The organism is Actinomadura kijaniata NBRC 14229, assembly GCF_001552175.1.
GTDB lineage: Bacteria > Actinomycetota > Actinomycetes > Streptosporangiales > Streptosporangiaceae > Spirillospora > Spirillospora kijaniata.
The window spans coordinates 1-12787 of record NZ_BCQR01000220.1; the positions used below are offsets into that span (position 1 = coordinate 1).

A 12787-nucleotide genomic window follows, 5' to 3' on the forward strand; every position below is an offset into this window, starting at 1 on the left:
CCGTAGGCCAGGGCTTTTGAAATACCGCCTAGCCGTGCCGTCCGAGGGGGTGGGAGGTCAGGGAGCGCCAGCCGCGCTCGACCGACCGGCGGCACCGGTCGGGGTCGTCGCCCGCGCCGGTGAACAGGGCGGTCAGCATCGGCACGCCGTGGGCGAGCGCCTGGCGGGGCAGCGGGCCCGTGACGACCAGCGAGGCCAGGCCGTGGCCGATGGTCCAGCTCTGCGTGGCCAGCTCCAGCGGGTCGACGTCGTCGCGGAAGCGTCCGGCGGACCGCGCCCGTTCGGCGGCCCGGACCAGGTGGTGCAACGTCTCGTCGGCGGCCGCGGCGTCCTGGAGTTCGAATCCGGCGTCGAACATGACCCGGTACACGTCGGGGTTGGCCAGGGCGTTGGCCAGGTAGGCGGCGCCGAGCCCGGTCAGGTGCCGCACCGGGTCCGCGGCGACCGGCACCTCCTCCAGCCTGGCCGCCAGGCGCGTGAACCCCTCCTGCCGCACCGCCTTCCACAGGCCGTCCATGCCGCCGAAGTAGGTGTAGACGGCCATCGTCGAGACGCCGGTCCCGGCGACCAGCGAACGCAGCGTGACCGGCTCCCGGGCGCTGAGCATCCGCGCGGCCCGGTCGATCAGCCGGGCGCGCACCGCCGGGTCCTTGATCCTCACCATGGCGCCACAATACATATCATTGCTATGTTCTGGCGGTGGCCGGACCCGCCGGCGCCGACGCCGAGGAGCGCGCATGACCGTGACGCTGATCAACCCCGACGGGCTGCCCAAGCCCGAGGTCTACCGCCAGATGTCGGTCGCCACCGGGTCGAGACTGGTGTTCCTGGCGGGCCAGGTGGCCCGCGACGCCGAGGGGCGGCCGGTCGGCGAGGGGGACCTGGCCGCCCAGGTCGAGCAGTCCTACGTGAACGTCGCCACGGCCCTGGCCGCGGTCGGCGGGTCCTTCGCCGACGTGGCGAAGCTGACCATCCACGTCGTCGACTGGACGCCCGACAAGATGCCGCTGCTGGGCGAGGGCGTCTCCCGGGCGGCCGCCAGGCTGGGGATCGACCCGGTCAAGCCGATCACGCTCCTGGGCGTCGCGGCGCTGGGGGAACCCGATCTGCTGGTCGAGGTCGAGGCCACCGCGGTCCTCGACTGAGCCGGGCGTCCGGCGGCCCCGACCCGGTTACGCTCGCACCCGTGACCACCTTCCAGGGCATCGACTTCCAGGGGCTCGTCGACCGCGCCGACCGCGACGGCGTCCAGAAGCTCGTGGTCGGTGCCGTCGTCCACGCCGCGGGCCGGGTGCTGATCCTGCGCCGCTCGGGCGGCGACGCGTTCCTTCCCGGTATCGAGGAGCTTCCCTCCGGGGGCGTGGATCCCGGCGAGGACCTGCTCACGGCGCTGCGCCGCGAGCTCGCCGAGGAGATCGGCCGCGGCGGGCCGCTCGCCCTGGACCCCGGCTTCGTCACGCACTTCGACTACGTGTCCGGCTCCGGCCGCAGGGCCCGCCAGTACACCTTCGGGCTCGCCCACGACGGCGGCCCCGTCTCGCTGTCGGCCGAGCACACCGGCTTCCGGTGGCTCGCCCCCGCCGACCTGGCCGACTCCGACCTCACCGAGGAGACCGCGCGGACGGTCCACGCCTGGGCCGCCGCACGGGCGCGTCAGGTCCCGCCCGGGTAGCCGCCCGGGGTTCGGCGGCTACCCGGCCGTGACCGGACGCCACTGCTCGGCCGGGGAGACGCCGGGACGCGGCTTGCCGATCAGCGCGAGCGGGACGAAGAAGCCGACCTGGCCGATCGCCATGCTGAGCGTGGCCAGGGCCTTGTCGTCGTAGTGCTCGGACGCCTCGGCGTACAGCGCGTCGGGGACGCGCTCGCCGTGCGGGTTGGGCGTGAGTACCGCGTCCACCAGCGCGAGCGCGGCGCGTTCGGCGTCGGTGAAGTACGGCGCCTCCCGCCAGGAGGAGACGGCGGCGATCCGCTCCTCCGACTCCCCGGCCCTGCGCAGGTTGCCGGTGTGCAGAACGGTCAGGTAGGCGCTGCCGACGAGCTGACCGGCGCGCAGCTGCACCAGGCTGACGGTGGTCTGCGGGACCGAGCCGTTCCCGACGGCCTTGAACAGGGCGCCACCGACCTCGCCCAGCTCCGGAACGAGCTGCTGGGGGTCGGGCAGGCGCGAGGCGAGCGGGCCGGGGGCGGACGGAGAGGCGTTCATGAGGTGACTTCCTTCGCGGAGGCGGGCCGCTCCGGCCCGCTCGTTCGATGCGTTCACCCCACTGACGGAGCGGAGGAAGCGGATGTGACCGCCTCCGGAGGATCCGTTGACGCCTCGCCGTCCGCCCGTGGCGGTCAGCCCACCGTGTACGCGCGGCGGATCGTCTGGTCGAGCGTGGTGCCGGACGCGTCCCGGACGAGGGCGCGCAGCGAGACGGCGCCCTGCCCGGGGTTCCGCAGCCGCACGACCCAGTGGTCGCCCGCCCGGACAACCGGCAGGGGCCGCCAGTGCGCGCCGTCGTCGTAGGACGCCTTGACGGCGAGCGAGGTGACCGGCGCGGCGGCTGCTCCGGCCTGGTGCTCGACCCGGACCGGGATGGAGACCTCACGCCCGGCGGGGCCCTGGTTGAGGTGGTTCAGGGACGGTGAGAACCGGACGGCCGTCAGCGGGAGCGGTGTGGTGCCGCCGTTCCCGGCGGAGGCGAACGTCCAGGACGCGCGCACCCCGGTCGTGGCCTGCCACTCCGGCGTGCCGACGTTGGCCTCGACGTCGAGCCGGTAGGAGCCCGGCGCGGCCGGCACCTTGAAGACCCCCGTGCCGGGCTCGGAGGTCTCGCCGACCAGGGCGCCGTCCCGGTAGAGCCGGGTCGCCCCCGCGGACTTCTCGGAGTCGGCGTAGTTGAGCCCGTAGTGGCCGGGCTGGTCGTCGGTGAAGGTGGGGACGCTGACGTCGATGGTGTCGTCGCGCCGGAAGACCCACGCGGGCCGGTGGGTTTCCTTCACCGGCTGGGTCGGGGTGGCGAGCCCGGGTCCCAGCACCCCCTTGGCCATGGTCTCGGCGAACCGCTCCCCCGGCCGGTGGGCGCGGGCGCGGGAGACCAGCAAGGGGGTGCCGTCCCCCGAGCCGAACAGGGTACGGCCGAAGAGGACGCCCTCCTGCGCCGGGTAGTACTCGGTCCGGACGCTGGGGACGCGGATCGGTTCCTCCCCCTGGCCGATGGACAGCTCGCCGAACCGGGTACCGGCGGACAACCACGCGGTCCCGGCGGCGCCCGCCCCGCGGTAGGTGATGCGGCCGGCCGCCAGGTCCTCGTCCCGGTCCAGGTAGACGGGGTTGTCGGGGACGCGGCCGGCGGTCGGGTGGACGAGGTTGTAGCTGTAGGGACTGGCCTCGATCCCGCGCGTGGTCACCGACACCGGGGCGGCCTCGGCCAGGCGGCGCAGCCGTTCGGCCGCCTCGCCGCGCGCGACCAGGGTCGGCAACGCCAGGTCACCGCTGTAGGAGGGCGCTCCGCCCGCGCCTCCCAGCAGGACCGCCCGGCCGCCGGCCTTGGCGACGTTCGCCACGCGTTCGGGGAGGGCCGCGCCCGCCCCGTCCGGCAGGTCGAGCACGACGAGCGCGCCCGCCACGTCCTTGAGGTCGTCCGGCTCCCCGGCGCCGCCGTGCACCGCCTTGAGGCCGTGGGTGCCGAGCAGGCGGGGAGAGCCCTTACCGCCCTCGTCCTCATCGTCGTTCTCGGCGTAGGAGACGTCCACGGGGAACGAGGCGTCGCCCTCGACGTCGAGACGGATCAGCGGCTCCTGGAAGACGCCCCGGACGTTGAAGGTGAAGTCGGGGGACGGTTCGGTGACCTTCGCGTAGACCTCGGCGTCGTCGGGCAGGAACGAGGTCCATTGCCTGTGGAGGTATCCGGAGCCGGGCGGGGCCTTGACGGTCATGCCGGTCCCCCAGTACTTCGCGCGGGCGGTGGGCCGTGCGACGCCCAGCTTCACCCGGCGCGCCCCGCGTCCGTCGAGGGTCACCGTGGTGTCCCCGTCGACCCGCACCTCGGGTGCCATGATCTCCAGGAAGGGGCCGCCCGCCCGGTGGTCGCCCGCCAGGGCGTGCACGGCGTACCGGCCGGGCGGCACCGGCAGTTCCTCACCGGGGCTGATCCACCATGTCCCGAACCCGGGGTCGTCACGGCTGACCACCGCCACGGTCGCGGGGCCCGTGAGGGGCCGGCCCGTCCGGTCGAGGACCTCGACCTTCAGGCCGTGGTCGGCGGCGGCGCGTGGTGCCGGTGCGGCGCCGCCACCGATCCTGAACAGGCGCGGGTCCAGCCGGCGCGAGGCGGCGTCGGAGGGCAGGACGGTCAGCTCGCGGCCCGCGCCGAACTGCTGGAAGGCGATGCGGTCGCGGCCGGGGCCGGGGTCGATTCCGGCGACGGCGCCGTCCCGGACGCGGACCCGGTCGCCGGTGACCAGCGTGACCGTCCTGCTCCCCTGCGCCTTGGGGGTGGCGGCCGGGGCCGGGGCGGCCTGGGCGAGGGGCGCGGTGGGCGCGGCCAGGGCGGTGGGCACGGCGAGCGCGGCCGTCAGGACGGTCAGGGGGAGGGACTTCACGGGATCCTCGGCTTCTCGTCGGTCCAGCCGGTGGACAGGTAGATGGTCGACGAGTTCATGGCGTGGCCCTTGGCCCGGGTGAAGGTGCGGGCGAGCACCTGGGAGGAGCCGGTGTCGACGATGAGCCGGAACTCGGTCGGCCCCTTGGGGCCGGTGAACGTGAACGCCAGGGCGGCGCCCTTGCGGCCGCGCGGGTCCGACGTGCGACCCAGCGACCGCACTCCGGGCATCGCGGCCAGGGCCCGGAACGCGGCGGCGCGGGCCTTGGGGGTGGTCGGCTGGCTGGTCAGCAGCTCGATCAGGGCTTCGGTGACATAGTGCGGTCCGCTGCCCTTCGGCGTGTTGCGCTCGGCGAGCGCGCGCAGGGTCTTGGGATCGGTCGGCAGCTTGAGCAGCGCGGACAGGGACGGCTTGGGGCCGAGCACGGACACCGGCATCGGCGCCAGGCCCTTCAGCCGGTGGATCTCGGAGGGTGCCTCTCCCGGTCCGGGCGCGGGGTCGCGGTAGGCGGTCCAGCGCCGCCCGTCCAGGGTGATCCATTCCGCGCTGACCGCCGCGTCGGGAGAGTTGTGGGTGGTCTTGACGTGCCAGTACGTGCCGGTGGGCGCCGTCTCGGCGCGCTGGGCGGCGGCGAGCAGCACGGTCTGGGCGGAGTCGAGGCGCACCGGGCCGTTGCCGGGCCCGTTGCCGGGCCTGTCGCCGGACGCGCCGCCGACCTGCACGACGGCGAGCGTTCCCGCGGCCACCGCGCCGGCGAGGGCGAGACCCCACACGGGACGGACCCGGCGGCGGGCGCCGCGCGGAGCGGCCTGGGCGTTCGTGTGCGCGGCCAGCCGCGCGCGCATCCGGGCGACGTCGTGCGGCGCGGGGTCCGGCTGGGCGTCGTGGTAGTCGCGGAGGGGACGCAGGTCATTCATCGTTCAGGGCCTCCAGGGCCGTGCGGAGCTTGCGCCGCGCGCGATTGACACGGGAAGCGACGGTGCCGGACGGGACGCCGAGGGCGACGGCGGCCTCGGCATAGCTGAGCTGGGCGAAGGCGACGAGGGTCAGGGCCGCGCGGTCGTTCCCGGACAGCCGGGCCAGGCCGCGGGCGATCTCGGGGTGGAGTTGCGCGGCGGCCATCCGGTCGACGACCCGGTCGGCGTGGCCGGGATCGGCGTCCTGGCTGCCCGCGCGCCGCATCGCGCGGTAGAACCGCACCTCGGCGCGCCGGTGGCGGCTGATCAGGCGGGTCGCGATCCCGTAGAGCCAGGCCCGGGCCTCGGGGTGCGCCGGGTCGTACCGGTGCCGCTGGTCGAAGGCGGCCAGGAAGGTGTCGGCGGTGATGTCCTCGGCCGCCGCCATGCCGAGCCGCGCGGCGGCGTAGCGGTGGATCCGCGCGTGGTACCGGTCGAAGATCAGCGAGAACAGCTCGGGCTCGGCGCGGGACCGTTCGATGACGGCCGCGTCGGTCGGACCGGTCGCGTCGACCGTCCCGTCGGGGGGCCGCGCGGGCGGTGGGTGGGTCACGGGCATGCTCCGGGCCTTCCTCGGGGGGAATGATCGCCGCTGATTGCCCGCAGCCCCGGCCTTCTTCACGCCCCGGGACGATCCTTCGGGTGATTCACGTCACATCGTCGGCGGGCAGGGCGAAGCCCACCTGCCGGAAGAGCCGGCGCAGGTAGCGGCCGACCTCCTCGGGGCTCGGCTCGCCGGGCTCCAGGAGGAGGTGATGGATGATCGCTCCGGCCATCATGTCGAGCAGCACGTCGACGTCGGCGGCGGGGTCGAGCACGCCCTCGTCCTGCGCCCGGCGGAGCAGGGCGCGGGAGCGTTCGCGCCGCGGGAGCACGTGGTGGTTCCAGTACGCCTCCAGCAGCGCCGGATGGCCGGGACCGGCGCCCAGCAGCCGCGCCGACAGCGCCCGGTAGCGGGGGTCGGCCAGCGCCTCGCCCCACCGCGGCAGCAGCGTCTCGATCAGCTCGGGCAGCTCGCGGGCCGCGCGCGCCGGCGCCACGCCCGGGATGTCGTCCCGGACCCTCTCGATCGCGTCCGCGAGCAGGTCCTCCTTCGACTTCCAGCGCTTGTAGACGGTCACCTTCGCGACCCCCGCGCGCTTGGCGATGCCCTCCATGCTGGTCTGGTCGACACCGCGCTCGATGAGCAGGTCGACGGCCGCGCGCAGGATCGCGGCGTCGGCGTGGGGATCGCGGGGACGGCCCGGTCCCCTGCGGCGCGTCGTCTCGGCGGTCATGCGTCCATCCTGGTGTGCAGCGCGTCGGTGAGCCACCGGCGCAACGCGGCGGGGTCGTCGCCCCGCCAGCCCAGGTGCCCGTCGGGGCGAACCAGCCACGGCGAACGCGGCGCGCCGGCGTCGAACAGGGCGGTGACGTCCTTGCCGAGGCGTTCGCGGGCCACGTCCAGGAGCGCGGCGACGTCGGCGCCGGGACGGGCGAGCAGGACCCAGGCGGGGCACAGTTCGGCGTACAGCCGCGCCGGGCTCCCGTCGGCGCGCACACCCTCCCGGTCCGGGACGCGGTCGCCCGGCCGGGGCCCGGCGCCCCGGCCGCCGAGCGGGCCCCGCCGGTAGCTCACCCCCAGCTGGGACGCCGTGCGGGTCGCCCGGCGCTGCACGCGGGGCGAGTTGAGCAGCGGAACGAAGATCCGGTCGCGGACGAGCCGGGCCACCGCCCCCTCCCCCACCAGGATCCGGGTGTTCGCCGTGGTGGTGCGCAGGACCTCGGCGGCCAGCGGGCGGCGCTCGGCGGTGTAGGTGTCCAGCAGCGCCGGGTCCGCGCCGCCGCGCACGACCAGCGCCAGCTTCCACGCCAGGTTCTCGGCGTCGCCGATACCGGTGTTCATGCCCTGGCCGCCGATCGGGCTGTGGATGTGCGCGGCGTCCCCGGCCAGCAGGATGCGGCCCTCGCGGTAGTCGGCCGCGAGCCTGCGGTGGATGCGGAACACCGAGGTCCAGACGGCGTCGCGGATGCGCACCCCGGTCTCACCGGCCCGTTCGGGCAGGAGCCGTTCGAAGTACGCGACGATGTCCGCCGCGTCGAGGCGCCGGTCGGGTTCCGGCACGTCGGCCATGAGCCGCCACAGGTCGTCCCCGCCGTCCGCGTCCCGCATGGGGATCGCCAGCAGCAGGCCGTCGCGGTGGAAGAACCCCGCCGACACGGTCCGGTCCCGGTCCCAGTCGGCGTGGACGTCGGCCAGCAGGAACCGCTCCACCACCGGCGCCCCGGGGAAGTCGATCCCGGCGGCCTCGCGCACGGTGCTGTGCGCGCCGTCGCACCCGGCGAGCCAGCCCGCCCGCACGCGCGCGCCGTCGGCGAACCCGGCCGTCACCCCGTCGGCGTCCTGCGCCACCTCGGTGACCGTCCGGCCCCACTCGACCCGGCCGCCCAGCTCGCCGAGCCGCCGCCGCAGCCGCTCCTCGATCCGGGCCTGGGAGACGAACAGCGCCCGCGCCGACTCGCGCTCGTCCGGGGCGAACCGCATGGTCGCGATCGGCCGCGACCGCACGTGCATCCGCATCCCGACCGGCGCCAGCGAACGTTCGCGAAGGTCGCCGACGGCCGCCAGGCGTTCCAGCACCTCCGCGCCGCGCGCGTGCAGGATGTTCGCCCGCGACGTCGAGGCCGGGCCCTGCGCGCGGTCGACGACCCGCACCCTGACGCCCTGCGCGGCCAGCCCGCAGGCCAGCACCAGCCCCGCCGGGCCCGCCCCGACAACCAGCACGTCCACGTGTTCCATGGCGCCTCCAATTTCCATACGCATACGACTGCGTATGGAAACTAGCCGGTTCCGGGGCCCGGGACAACACCGGGCGCCCGCTAGGAGCGCGGTTCCAGGGACAGGTGCGGGGACAGCGCGCGCAGGAAGTCGGCCGCGTCGAAGATCTCTCCGGCGGACGCGACCCCGGTCGTCCTGGTCTCACCGGCGAGGACGCGGCGGACCGCCTCCACCGCGAGCGGCGCGCTGATGGCGTAGATGTCCCGGCCGGCGACCGTGGCGCGCCGCTCGGCGCCGCCGGAACGCACCACGACGTCGACCAGGAAGGTCTGGTCGGAGCGGCCGTGCTCGTCGGCCGCCGCCGGCGCGGGCGTGTCCGGGGCCGCCAGGTCCTCGGCCGCCTCGACCGTCATGTACGAGCGCACCTCGGGGACCGCCAGGTGGCTGGGGATCGTGACGACGTCGGCCATGCTGAACTCCCCGATCACGGGCCGGACGCCCATCGGCTCGGGGAACGTCCACTTCAGGGACGGCAGCTCGTCCTGGTGGTACTCCAGCCTCCCGCCGGTGAAGCGGACCCGGCGGCCGTCCCGCCGCTCCCGGGAGACCGTGCCCGCGACGCGCGTCCCGGCGGTGGGGTGCCAGCCGCTCAGCCCGTAGGCGACGTGCACCTCGTCGGCGGCCGTCCAGTCGCCCATCGCCGCGGTGGCCAGCAGGTCGCCGAGACCGCCGAAGAAGGCCATCGCGGGGACGACCGCGGTCCCGGCGTCGCGGGCGCGGTCGGCGAAGTGCGCGAACGTGTCGGCGTTGGCCTCGATCTCGGCCGCCACGTCCACGTACGGGATCCCGGCGCGCAGCGCCGCCTCGATCACCGGGGCGGCCGTCGCGGCGAAGGGCCCGGCGGCGTTGACCACCGCCGCCGTACCGGCCAGCGCGCGGTCGAGCGAGGCCGGGTCGTCGACCGACGCGGGCCGCACCTCAAGCCCCGGGAAGGACTCCGCCAGCGCCGCCAGCTTCCCGGCGTCGCGGCCGGACAGCACCGGGACGAACCCGCGCTCCCGCAGCTCCGCCACCACGAACCGCCCGGTGTGCCCGTACGCGCCGTACACCGCCACCGTCTGTGCCGATTCCATGGTCTCTCCCCTGCTCAGGTGATCCGTTACGGACATCCTGGCGGGGAGGGCGCCGGGCCGCGAGTGTCCGGAACGCCATCACTCGTACAATTCCGGACAGGGCACGCCGGCCGCGGGACCGGCCCCGTCGGGACCGGTCCCGCGGCCGGACCGGTGGCGTCAGTCCTGCTCGTCCTCGCGGTCCTTGGCGTTGTTGTCCTCGTCGTCCTCGTTGTCGTCGAAGAGCCCGAGCTCGTCGGGATCGGGGTCGGACAGGGCGATGCCGGGGGTGTCGGCGGGCGCCGACGGAGCGGCGTTCGCGGGCGCGCCCAGGGCCAGAACGGATGCGAACACCGCGACCAGCAGGGTCAGCAGGGCGGATTTGCGGGACGTCATGAACTGTCTCCTTGATGCTCTGCGATGTTGGAGTGCCGGTGACACCGGCGGCGCCACCGACTGATCACTCCCTATCTGCCCCGGGTAGTCGATCAATCACGCAGAGTGAGTATATTGTCGGGAGATCATCTATGGCGTGCCCGATGTCCGGCGACGCGGGCCGTCGCGGTCATCCGCCCGCCGAGAGCTCCAGTGCGTCCGGAACGGCGGCGAAGGCGTCGCGCAGCCGGTCGACCAGGGCCGCCCGGCCGCCGTCGCCGTCGTCGCGGACCCAGCCGCGGCCGGTGACGCTCCAGGCGGTGACGGCCAGCTCGGCGAGGATGTGCAGCCGCAGGTCGTCGGGGTCGAGGCCGAGCTTCTCCGCCAGGACGGCGACGATCCGCCTTTCCACACCGGTGCGCTGGTACTCGACGTGGCCGAGCAGGGCGGGGGCGGTGAGGATCAGGCGCCGCGTGGCGATGTAGCGGCGGTCCCAGTCCGGCGGCAGGGCGCCGACGGCGTCGATGAGGGCGTCGCGCAGCTCGGCGAGCAGCACGCCGGACGGTTCGCGGTCCGCCAGGACGGCGAGGTAGCTCGTCCACAGCTCGTTCTCGGCCTCCACGGCCACCGCCTCCTTGGTGGCGAAGGCGCGGAAGAACGTGCTGCGCGAGACCTCCGCCTCGTCCACCAGCTCCTCCACCGTCGTGGCGTCGAAGCCCTTCTCGGTGAACAGGCGCAGCGCGACGTCGGCGAGGGTGCGGCGGGTCCGCAGCCGCTTGCGTTCACGCAGCGGCAGCGAGCGGTCGTCGGGGTTCACGCCAGGATCCTAGCCCGAACGAGCCCGAGTCTCGAAGCAGACTGAGTTCCATTTGATACTTGCGCATAATTGAGACTCGGTGTCACTATCGGGGCATCGCCGGACACCCCGGCCCGACCAAGGAGATCGAGATGACCACCACCGTCCCCACCACCCTGAACCCGTCGATCGTCGGCCAGGCGGAGAAGCACCACACGGCGCTCCTCGCCCGCGTGCTGTCGGGCACCACGCTCGACGAGAAGCGGTGGATCACCCTGAACCAGGCACTGGTCTCCGGCCAGACGGTCGAACGGGCCGCGCACGTCGCGCACGTCGCCAGGCTGACCCGGTGGGCGCCCGCCGATGTCGACGACGCGCTGACCGCGCTGGTCGAGAGCGGGCTGGCGCAGGAGTCGCCCGCCGGGCAGGTCGAGGTCACCGACGCCGGGCGCGCGGTGGTCGCGAGGGTGCGCGCCGAGTCCGGCGAGATCATCGGCCGCGTCTACGGCTCGGTCCCGGCCGAGGACCTGGCCGTCGCGGCCCGCGTGCTGACCGCCGTCACGGCCCGCATGGCCGAGGAACTGGCCCACGCCTGACCCGCATCCGGCGGCCGTCTTCCGCGCGCCGCCGGATCCGGTCTCAGGCGGCGGGGATCCCGGTGTCGCGGAGCGCGGTGACCGCGGCGGCGAACATCGTCTCCTTGATGGCGCCGAGGGTGGCGCGGCTCTTGCCGGCCAGGGGACGGACGCGCGCGTCGGCGGCGGCGACGAGCTCGTCCGGTCCGGCCGTCCCGTCGACCAGGCCGAGGGCGTGGGCGTCGAGACCGCCGAAGCGGCGGCCGGTGGTCATGGAGGCGACGGCGGCGGCCGGCGTCAGCTTGCTCTGGATGAGCGCGGCCATCCCGGGGGTGAACGGGATGTCGATGTCGGCCTCGGGGAAGCAGAAGTAGCCGCGGTCGGCGCGCATGACACGGAAGTCGTGGGCCATGGCGAGCATGCCGCCGGCGCCGAAGGCGTGGCCGTTGACGGCGGCGACGGTGGGGACGGGCAGGGTGAGGACGCGGGCGAGGAGCCCCTGCACCCGCTCCACGTAGGTGAGGAGCCGGTCCTCGTGGGCGGCCAGCCATTCCAGGTCCAGGCCGTTGGAGAAGAACCTGCCCCGGGCGGTGGTGACCAGCGCGGCGGGGCCGGGGCGGTCGACGACGGTGTCGAGGAGGGCGTGGACGCCGTCCATCCAGTCGGGGGAGAAGCGGTTCTCGTCGTCGCCGAGGTCGAGAACGAGAACCGGGCCGTCGTCGCGCAGTTCGGGCATGATCAGTCCTTTGCGGGCGGGGGGATGGTGAGCACGGCGCGGACCGCCGCCTCCAGCCGTCGGCGGCTGTCGGCGTCGACGGGCACGGCGCCGTCCACGGCGGGGCCGGTGAGGGCGCGCCGGAACGCGGCGGTGGGCAGGTCCACCACGCACAGGGTGACCACCGCGACGCTCGGCGCGTCGGCACGGTCCCACAGCGCGCGGGCCAGCCGGGACAACAGGGCCAGCAGCCGCCGGTCGAGGGCGAGCAGCTCGTCGGCCAGCGCGTCCGGCAGCTCCGGGCCGAGCAGCCGGTCGCGTTCGACGGTCATCAGCATCCGGGCCGCCGCCGGGCGGCCCAGCGCGAACCGGGCGGGCGCGTCGGCCGCCGCGACGACGGCGTCCACCGCCGTTCCGGCCCGTTCCGCCAGGGCGGACTGGAGGTCGAGGAAGTCGGTCGCCGCACGAAGCCACACGCGTCCCAGCAGGGTCGGCAGGGATCCGAACGCGTGATAGATCGCTCCGTTCGACACACCCGTGACGGCCGACAGTCCCCGGATGGTGACGCCGTCGGGCCCCAGCTCGGCCAGACGCCGTTCGGCGGCGTCCAGCACCAGTTCCGGGTCGTGGATCCGCGGTCGGGCCATGCCCGCACAATAACAGAGCACGCGCTCTATAACGAGGCTCGCGGACTCCGCCCCGTAATGGTGGGGGTCGGGTCCTGTTGCCGTGAGCCGCCGTGCGCCGTGGGCAGCCGCACGCCGTGGGCCACCGCGCGGGTGCCGTGAGCCGCCAGGCGCGCGCCGTGAGCTGCCGGACGAGTGCCGTGAGCCGCCAGGCGCGCGCCGTGAGCTGCCGGACGAGTGCCGTGAGCCGCCAGGCCCGTGCTGTGGGCCGTCGGGTGGGTGCT

The 12787-nt window shown here is 74.7% G+C and carries 15 protein-coding genes; 3 read left to right on the top strand and 12 right to left on the bottom strand.

From position 1 onward, the window contains the following. Positions 1-28: 28 nt before the first annotated feature. A complete protein-coding gene (locus AKI01S_RS44080; RefSeq protein ID WP_067832036.1) occupies positions 29-664 on the bottom strand; it encodes a TetR/AcrR family transcriptional regulator in 636 nt (211 codons plus the stop codon). Between the two features lie 73 nt (positions 665-737). Here AKI01S_RS44080 and AKI01S_RS44085 point away from each other — a divergent pair, with 73 nt between their 5' ends. Beyond that, positions 738-1145, top strand: coding sequence for a RidA family protein (locus AKI01S_RS44085; RefSeq protein WP_067832038.1), 408 nt, complete (start codon positions 738-740; stop codon positions 1143-1145). A gap of 41 nt (positions 1146-1186) precedes the next feature. Beyond that, on the top strand, positions 1187-1672 hold the full coding sequence (locus tag AKI01S_RS44090; RefSeq protein ID WP_084000842.1) for an NUDIX domain-containing protein: 486 nt from the start codon (positions 1187-1189) through the stop codon (positions 1670-1672). 18 nt (positions 1673-1690) lie between these two features. On the opposite strand, the gene AKI01S_RS44095 is transcribed toward AKI01S_RS44090, so the two are convergent. The 9 genes from AKI01S_RS44095 to AKI01S_RS44135 all read right to left on the bottom strand — a co-directional run bounded on the left by AKI01S_RS44095 (position 1691) and on the right by AKI01S_RS44135 (position 10608). Beyond that, positions 1691-2206, bottom strand: a complete 516-nt coding sequence (locus AKI01S_RS44095; protein ID WP_067832040.1) for a carboxymuconolactone decarboxylase family protein — start codon at positions 2204-2206, stop codon at positions 1691-1693. A 134-nt stretch (positions 2207-2340) separates the two neighbouring features. Beyond that, positions 2341-4590 carry a hypothetical protein gene (locus AKI01S_RS44100; protein ID WP_067832041.1) on the bottom strand — a complete coding sequence of 750 codons (2250 nt, stop codon included), beginning with the start codon at positions 4588-4590 and terminating at the stop codon, positions 2341-2343. After that, complete coding sequence (locus AKI01S_RS44105; protein ID WP_067832043.1) at positions 4587-5507, bottom strand: CU044_5270 family protein; 921 nt, start codon at positions 5505-5507, stop codon at positions 4587-4589. Before AKI01S_RS44105 ends, AKI01S_RS44100 begins: the two co-directional genes overlap by 4 nt. Beyond that, complete coding sequence (locus AKI01S_RS44110; RefSeq protein WP_084000843.1) at positions 5500-6105, bottom strand: RNA polymerase sigma factor; 606 nt, start codon at positions 6103-6105, stop codon at positions 5500-5502. The genes AKI01S_RS44105 and AKI01S_RS44110 overlap by 8 nt, the downstream gene beginning before the upstream one ends. Positions 6106-6193: 88 nt before the next feature. After that, positions 6194-6823 carry a TetR/AcrR family transcriptional regulator gene (locus AKI01S_RS44115; RefSeq protein WP_067832045.1) on the bottom strand — a complete coding sequence of 210 codons (630 nt, stop codon included), beginning with the start codon at positions 6821-6823 and terminating at the stop codon, positions 6194-6196. Continuing rightward, positions 6820-8325, bottom strand: a complete 1506-nt coding sequence (locus tag AKI01S_RS44120) for an FAD-dependent monooxygenase (RefSeq protein WP_067832047.1) — start codon at positions 8323-8325, stop codon at positions 6820-6822. Before AKI01S_RS44120 ends, AKI01S_RS44115 begins: the two co-directional genes overlap by 4 nt. A gap of 80 nt (positions 8326-8405) precedes the next feature. After that, positions 8406-9437 (bottom strand): saccharopine dehydrogenase NADP-binding domain-containing protein, encoded by a 1032-nt coding sequence (locus AKI01S_RS44125; RefSeq protein ID WP_067832049.1) that lies wholly within the window; start codon positions 9435-9437, stop codon positions 8406-8408. 159 nt (positions 9438-9596) lie between these two features. After that, positions 9597-9812 (bottom strand): hypothetical protein, encoded by a 216-nt coding sequence (locus tag AKI01S_RS44130; RefSeq protein ID WP_067832051.1) that lies wholly within the window; start codon positions 9810-9812, stop codon positions 9597-9599. 169 nt (positions 9813-9981) lie between these two features. Further along, a complete protein-coding gene (locus AKI01S_RS44135; protein WP_067832053.1) occupies positions 9982-10608 on the bottom strand; it encodes a TetR family transcriptional regulator in 627 nt (208 codons plus the stop codon). Between the two features lie 131 nt (positions 10609-10739). On the opposite strand from AKI01S_RS44135, the gene AKI01S_RS44140 reads away from it, so the two are divergent. Next, positions 10740-11183, top strand: coding sequence for a winged helix DNA-binding protein (locus AKI01S_RS44140; RefSeq protein ID WP_067832055.1), 444 nt, complete (start codon positions 10740-10742; stop codon positions 11181-11183). Between the two features lie 43 nt (positions 11184-11226). Here the strand turns inward: AKI01S_RS44140 and AKI01S_RS44145 are convergent, their stop codons facing one another. Together AKI01S_RS44145 and AKI01S_RS44150 are read right to left on the bottom strand one after the other, a co-directional pair. Next, the gene (locus AKI01S_RS44145; protein WP_067832057.1) at positions 11227-11898 is read right to left on the bottom strand and encodes an enoyl-CoA hydratase/isomerase family protein; all 672 of its coding nucleotides are present in this window, start codon (positions 11896-11898) and stop codon (positions 11227-11229) included. A 2-nt stretch (positions 11899-11900) separates the two neighbouring features. Then, on the bottom strand, positions 11901-12524 hold the full coding sequence (locus AKI01S_RS44150) for a TetR/AcrR family transcriptional regulator (protein ID WP_067832059.1): 624 nt from the start codon (positions 12522-12524) through the stop codon (positions 11901-11903). Positions 12525-12787 lie beyond the last annotated feature (263 nt).

Coding starts and splice junctions, on each gene's coding strand:
- AKI01S_RS44130 (WP_067832051.1), bottom strand. CDS start 9,812: ATGACGTCCCGCAAATCCGCCCTGCTGACCCTGCTGGTCGCGGTGTTC.
- AKI01S_RS44120 (WP_067832047.1), bottom strand. CDS start 8,325: ATGGAACACGTGGACGTGCTGGTTGTCGGGGCGGGCCCGGCGGGGCTG.
- AKI01S_RS44095 (WP_067832040.1), bottom strand. CDS start 2,206: ATGAACGCCTCTCCGTCCGCCCCCGGCCCGCTCGCCTCGCGCCTGCCC.
- AKI01S_RS44140 (WP_067832055.1), top strand. CDS start 10,740: ATGACCACCACCGTCCCCACCACCCTGAACCCGTCGATCGTCGGCCAG.
- AKI01S_RS44105 (WP_067832043.1), bottom strand. CDS start 5,507: ATGAATGACCTGCGTCCCCTCCGCGACTACCACGACGCCCAGCCGGAC.
- AKI01S_RS44125 (WP_067832049.1), bottom strand. CDS start 9,437: ATGGAATCGGCACAGACGGTGGCGGTGTACGGCGCGTACGGGCACACC.
- AKI01S_RS44080 (WP_067832036.1), bottom strand. CDS start 664: ATGGTGAGGATCAAGGACCCGGCGGTGCGCGCCCGGCTGATCGACCGG.
- AKI01S_RS44085 (WP_067832038.1), top strand. CDS start 738: ATGACCGTGACGCTGATCAACCCCGACGGGCTGCCCAAGCCCGAGGTC.
- AKI01S_RS44145 (WP_067832057.1), bottom strand. CDS start 11,898: ATGCCCGAACTGCGCGACGACGGCCCGGTTCTCGTTCTCGACCTCGGC.
- AKI01S_RS44110 (WP_084000843.1), bottom strand. CDS start 6,105: ATGCCCGTGACCCACCCACCGCCCGCGCGGCCCCCCGACGGGACGGTC.
- AKI01S_RS44115 (WP_067832045.1), bottom strand. CDS start 6,823: ATGACCGCCGAGACGACGCGCCGCAGGGGACCGGGCCGTCCCCGCGAT.
- AKI01S_RS44150 (WP_067832059.1), bottom strand. CDS start 12,524: ATGGCCCGACCGCGGATCCACGACCCGGAACTGGTGCTGGACGCCGCC.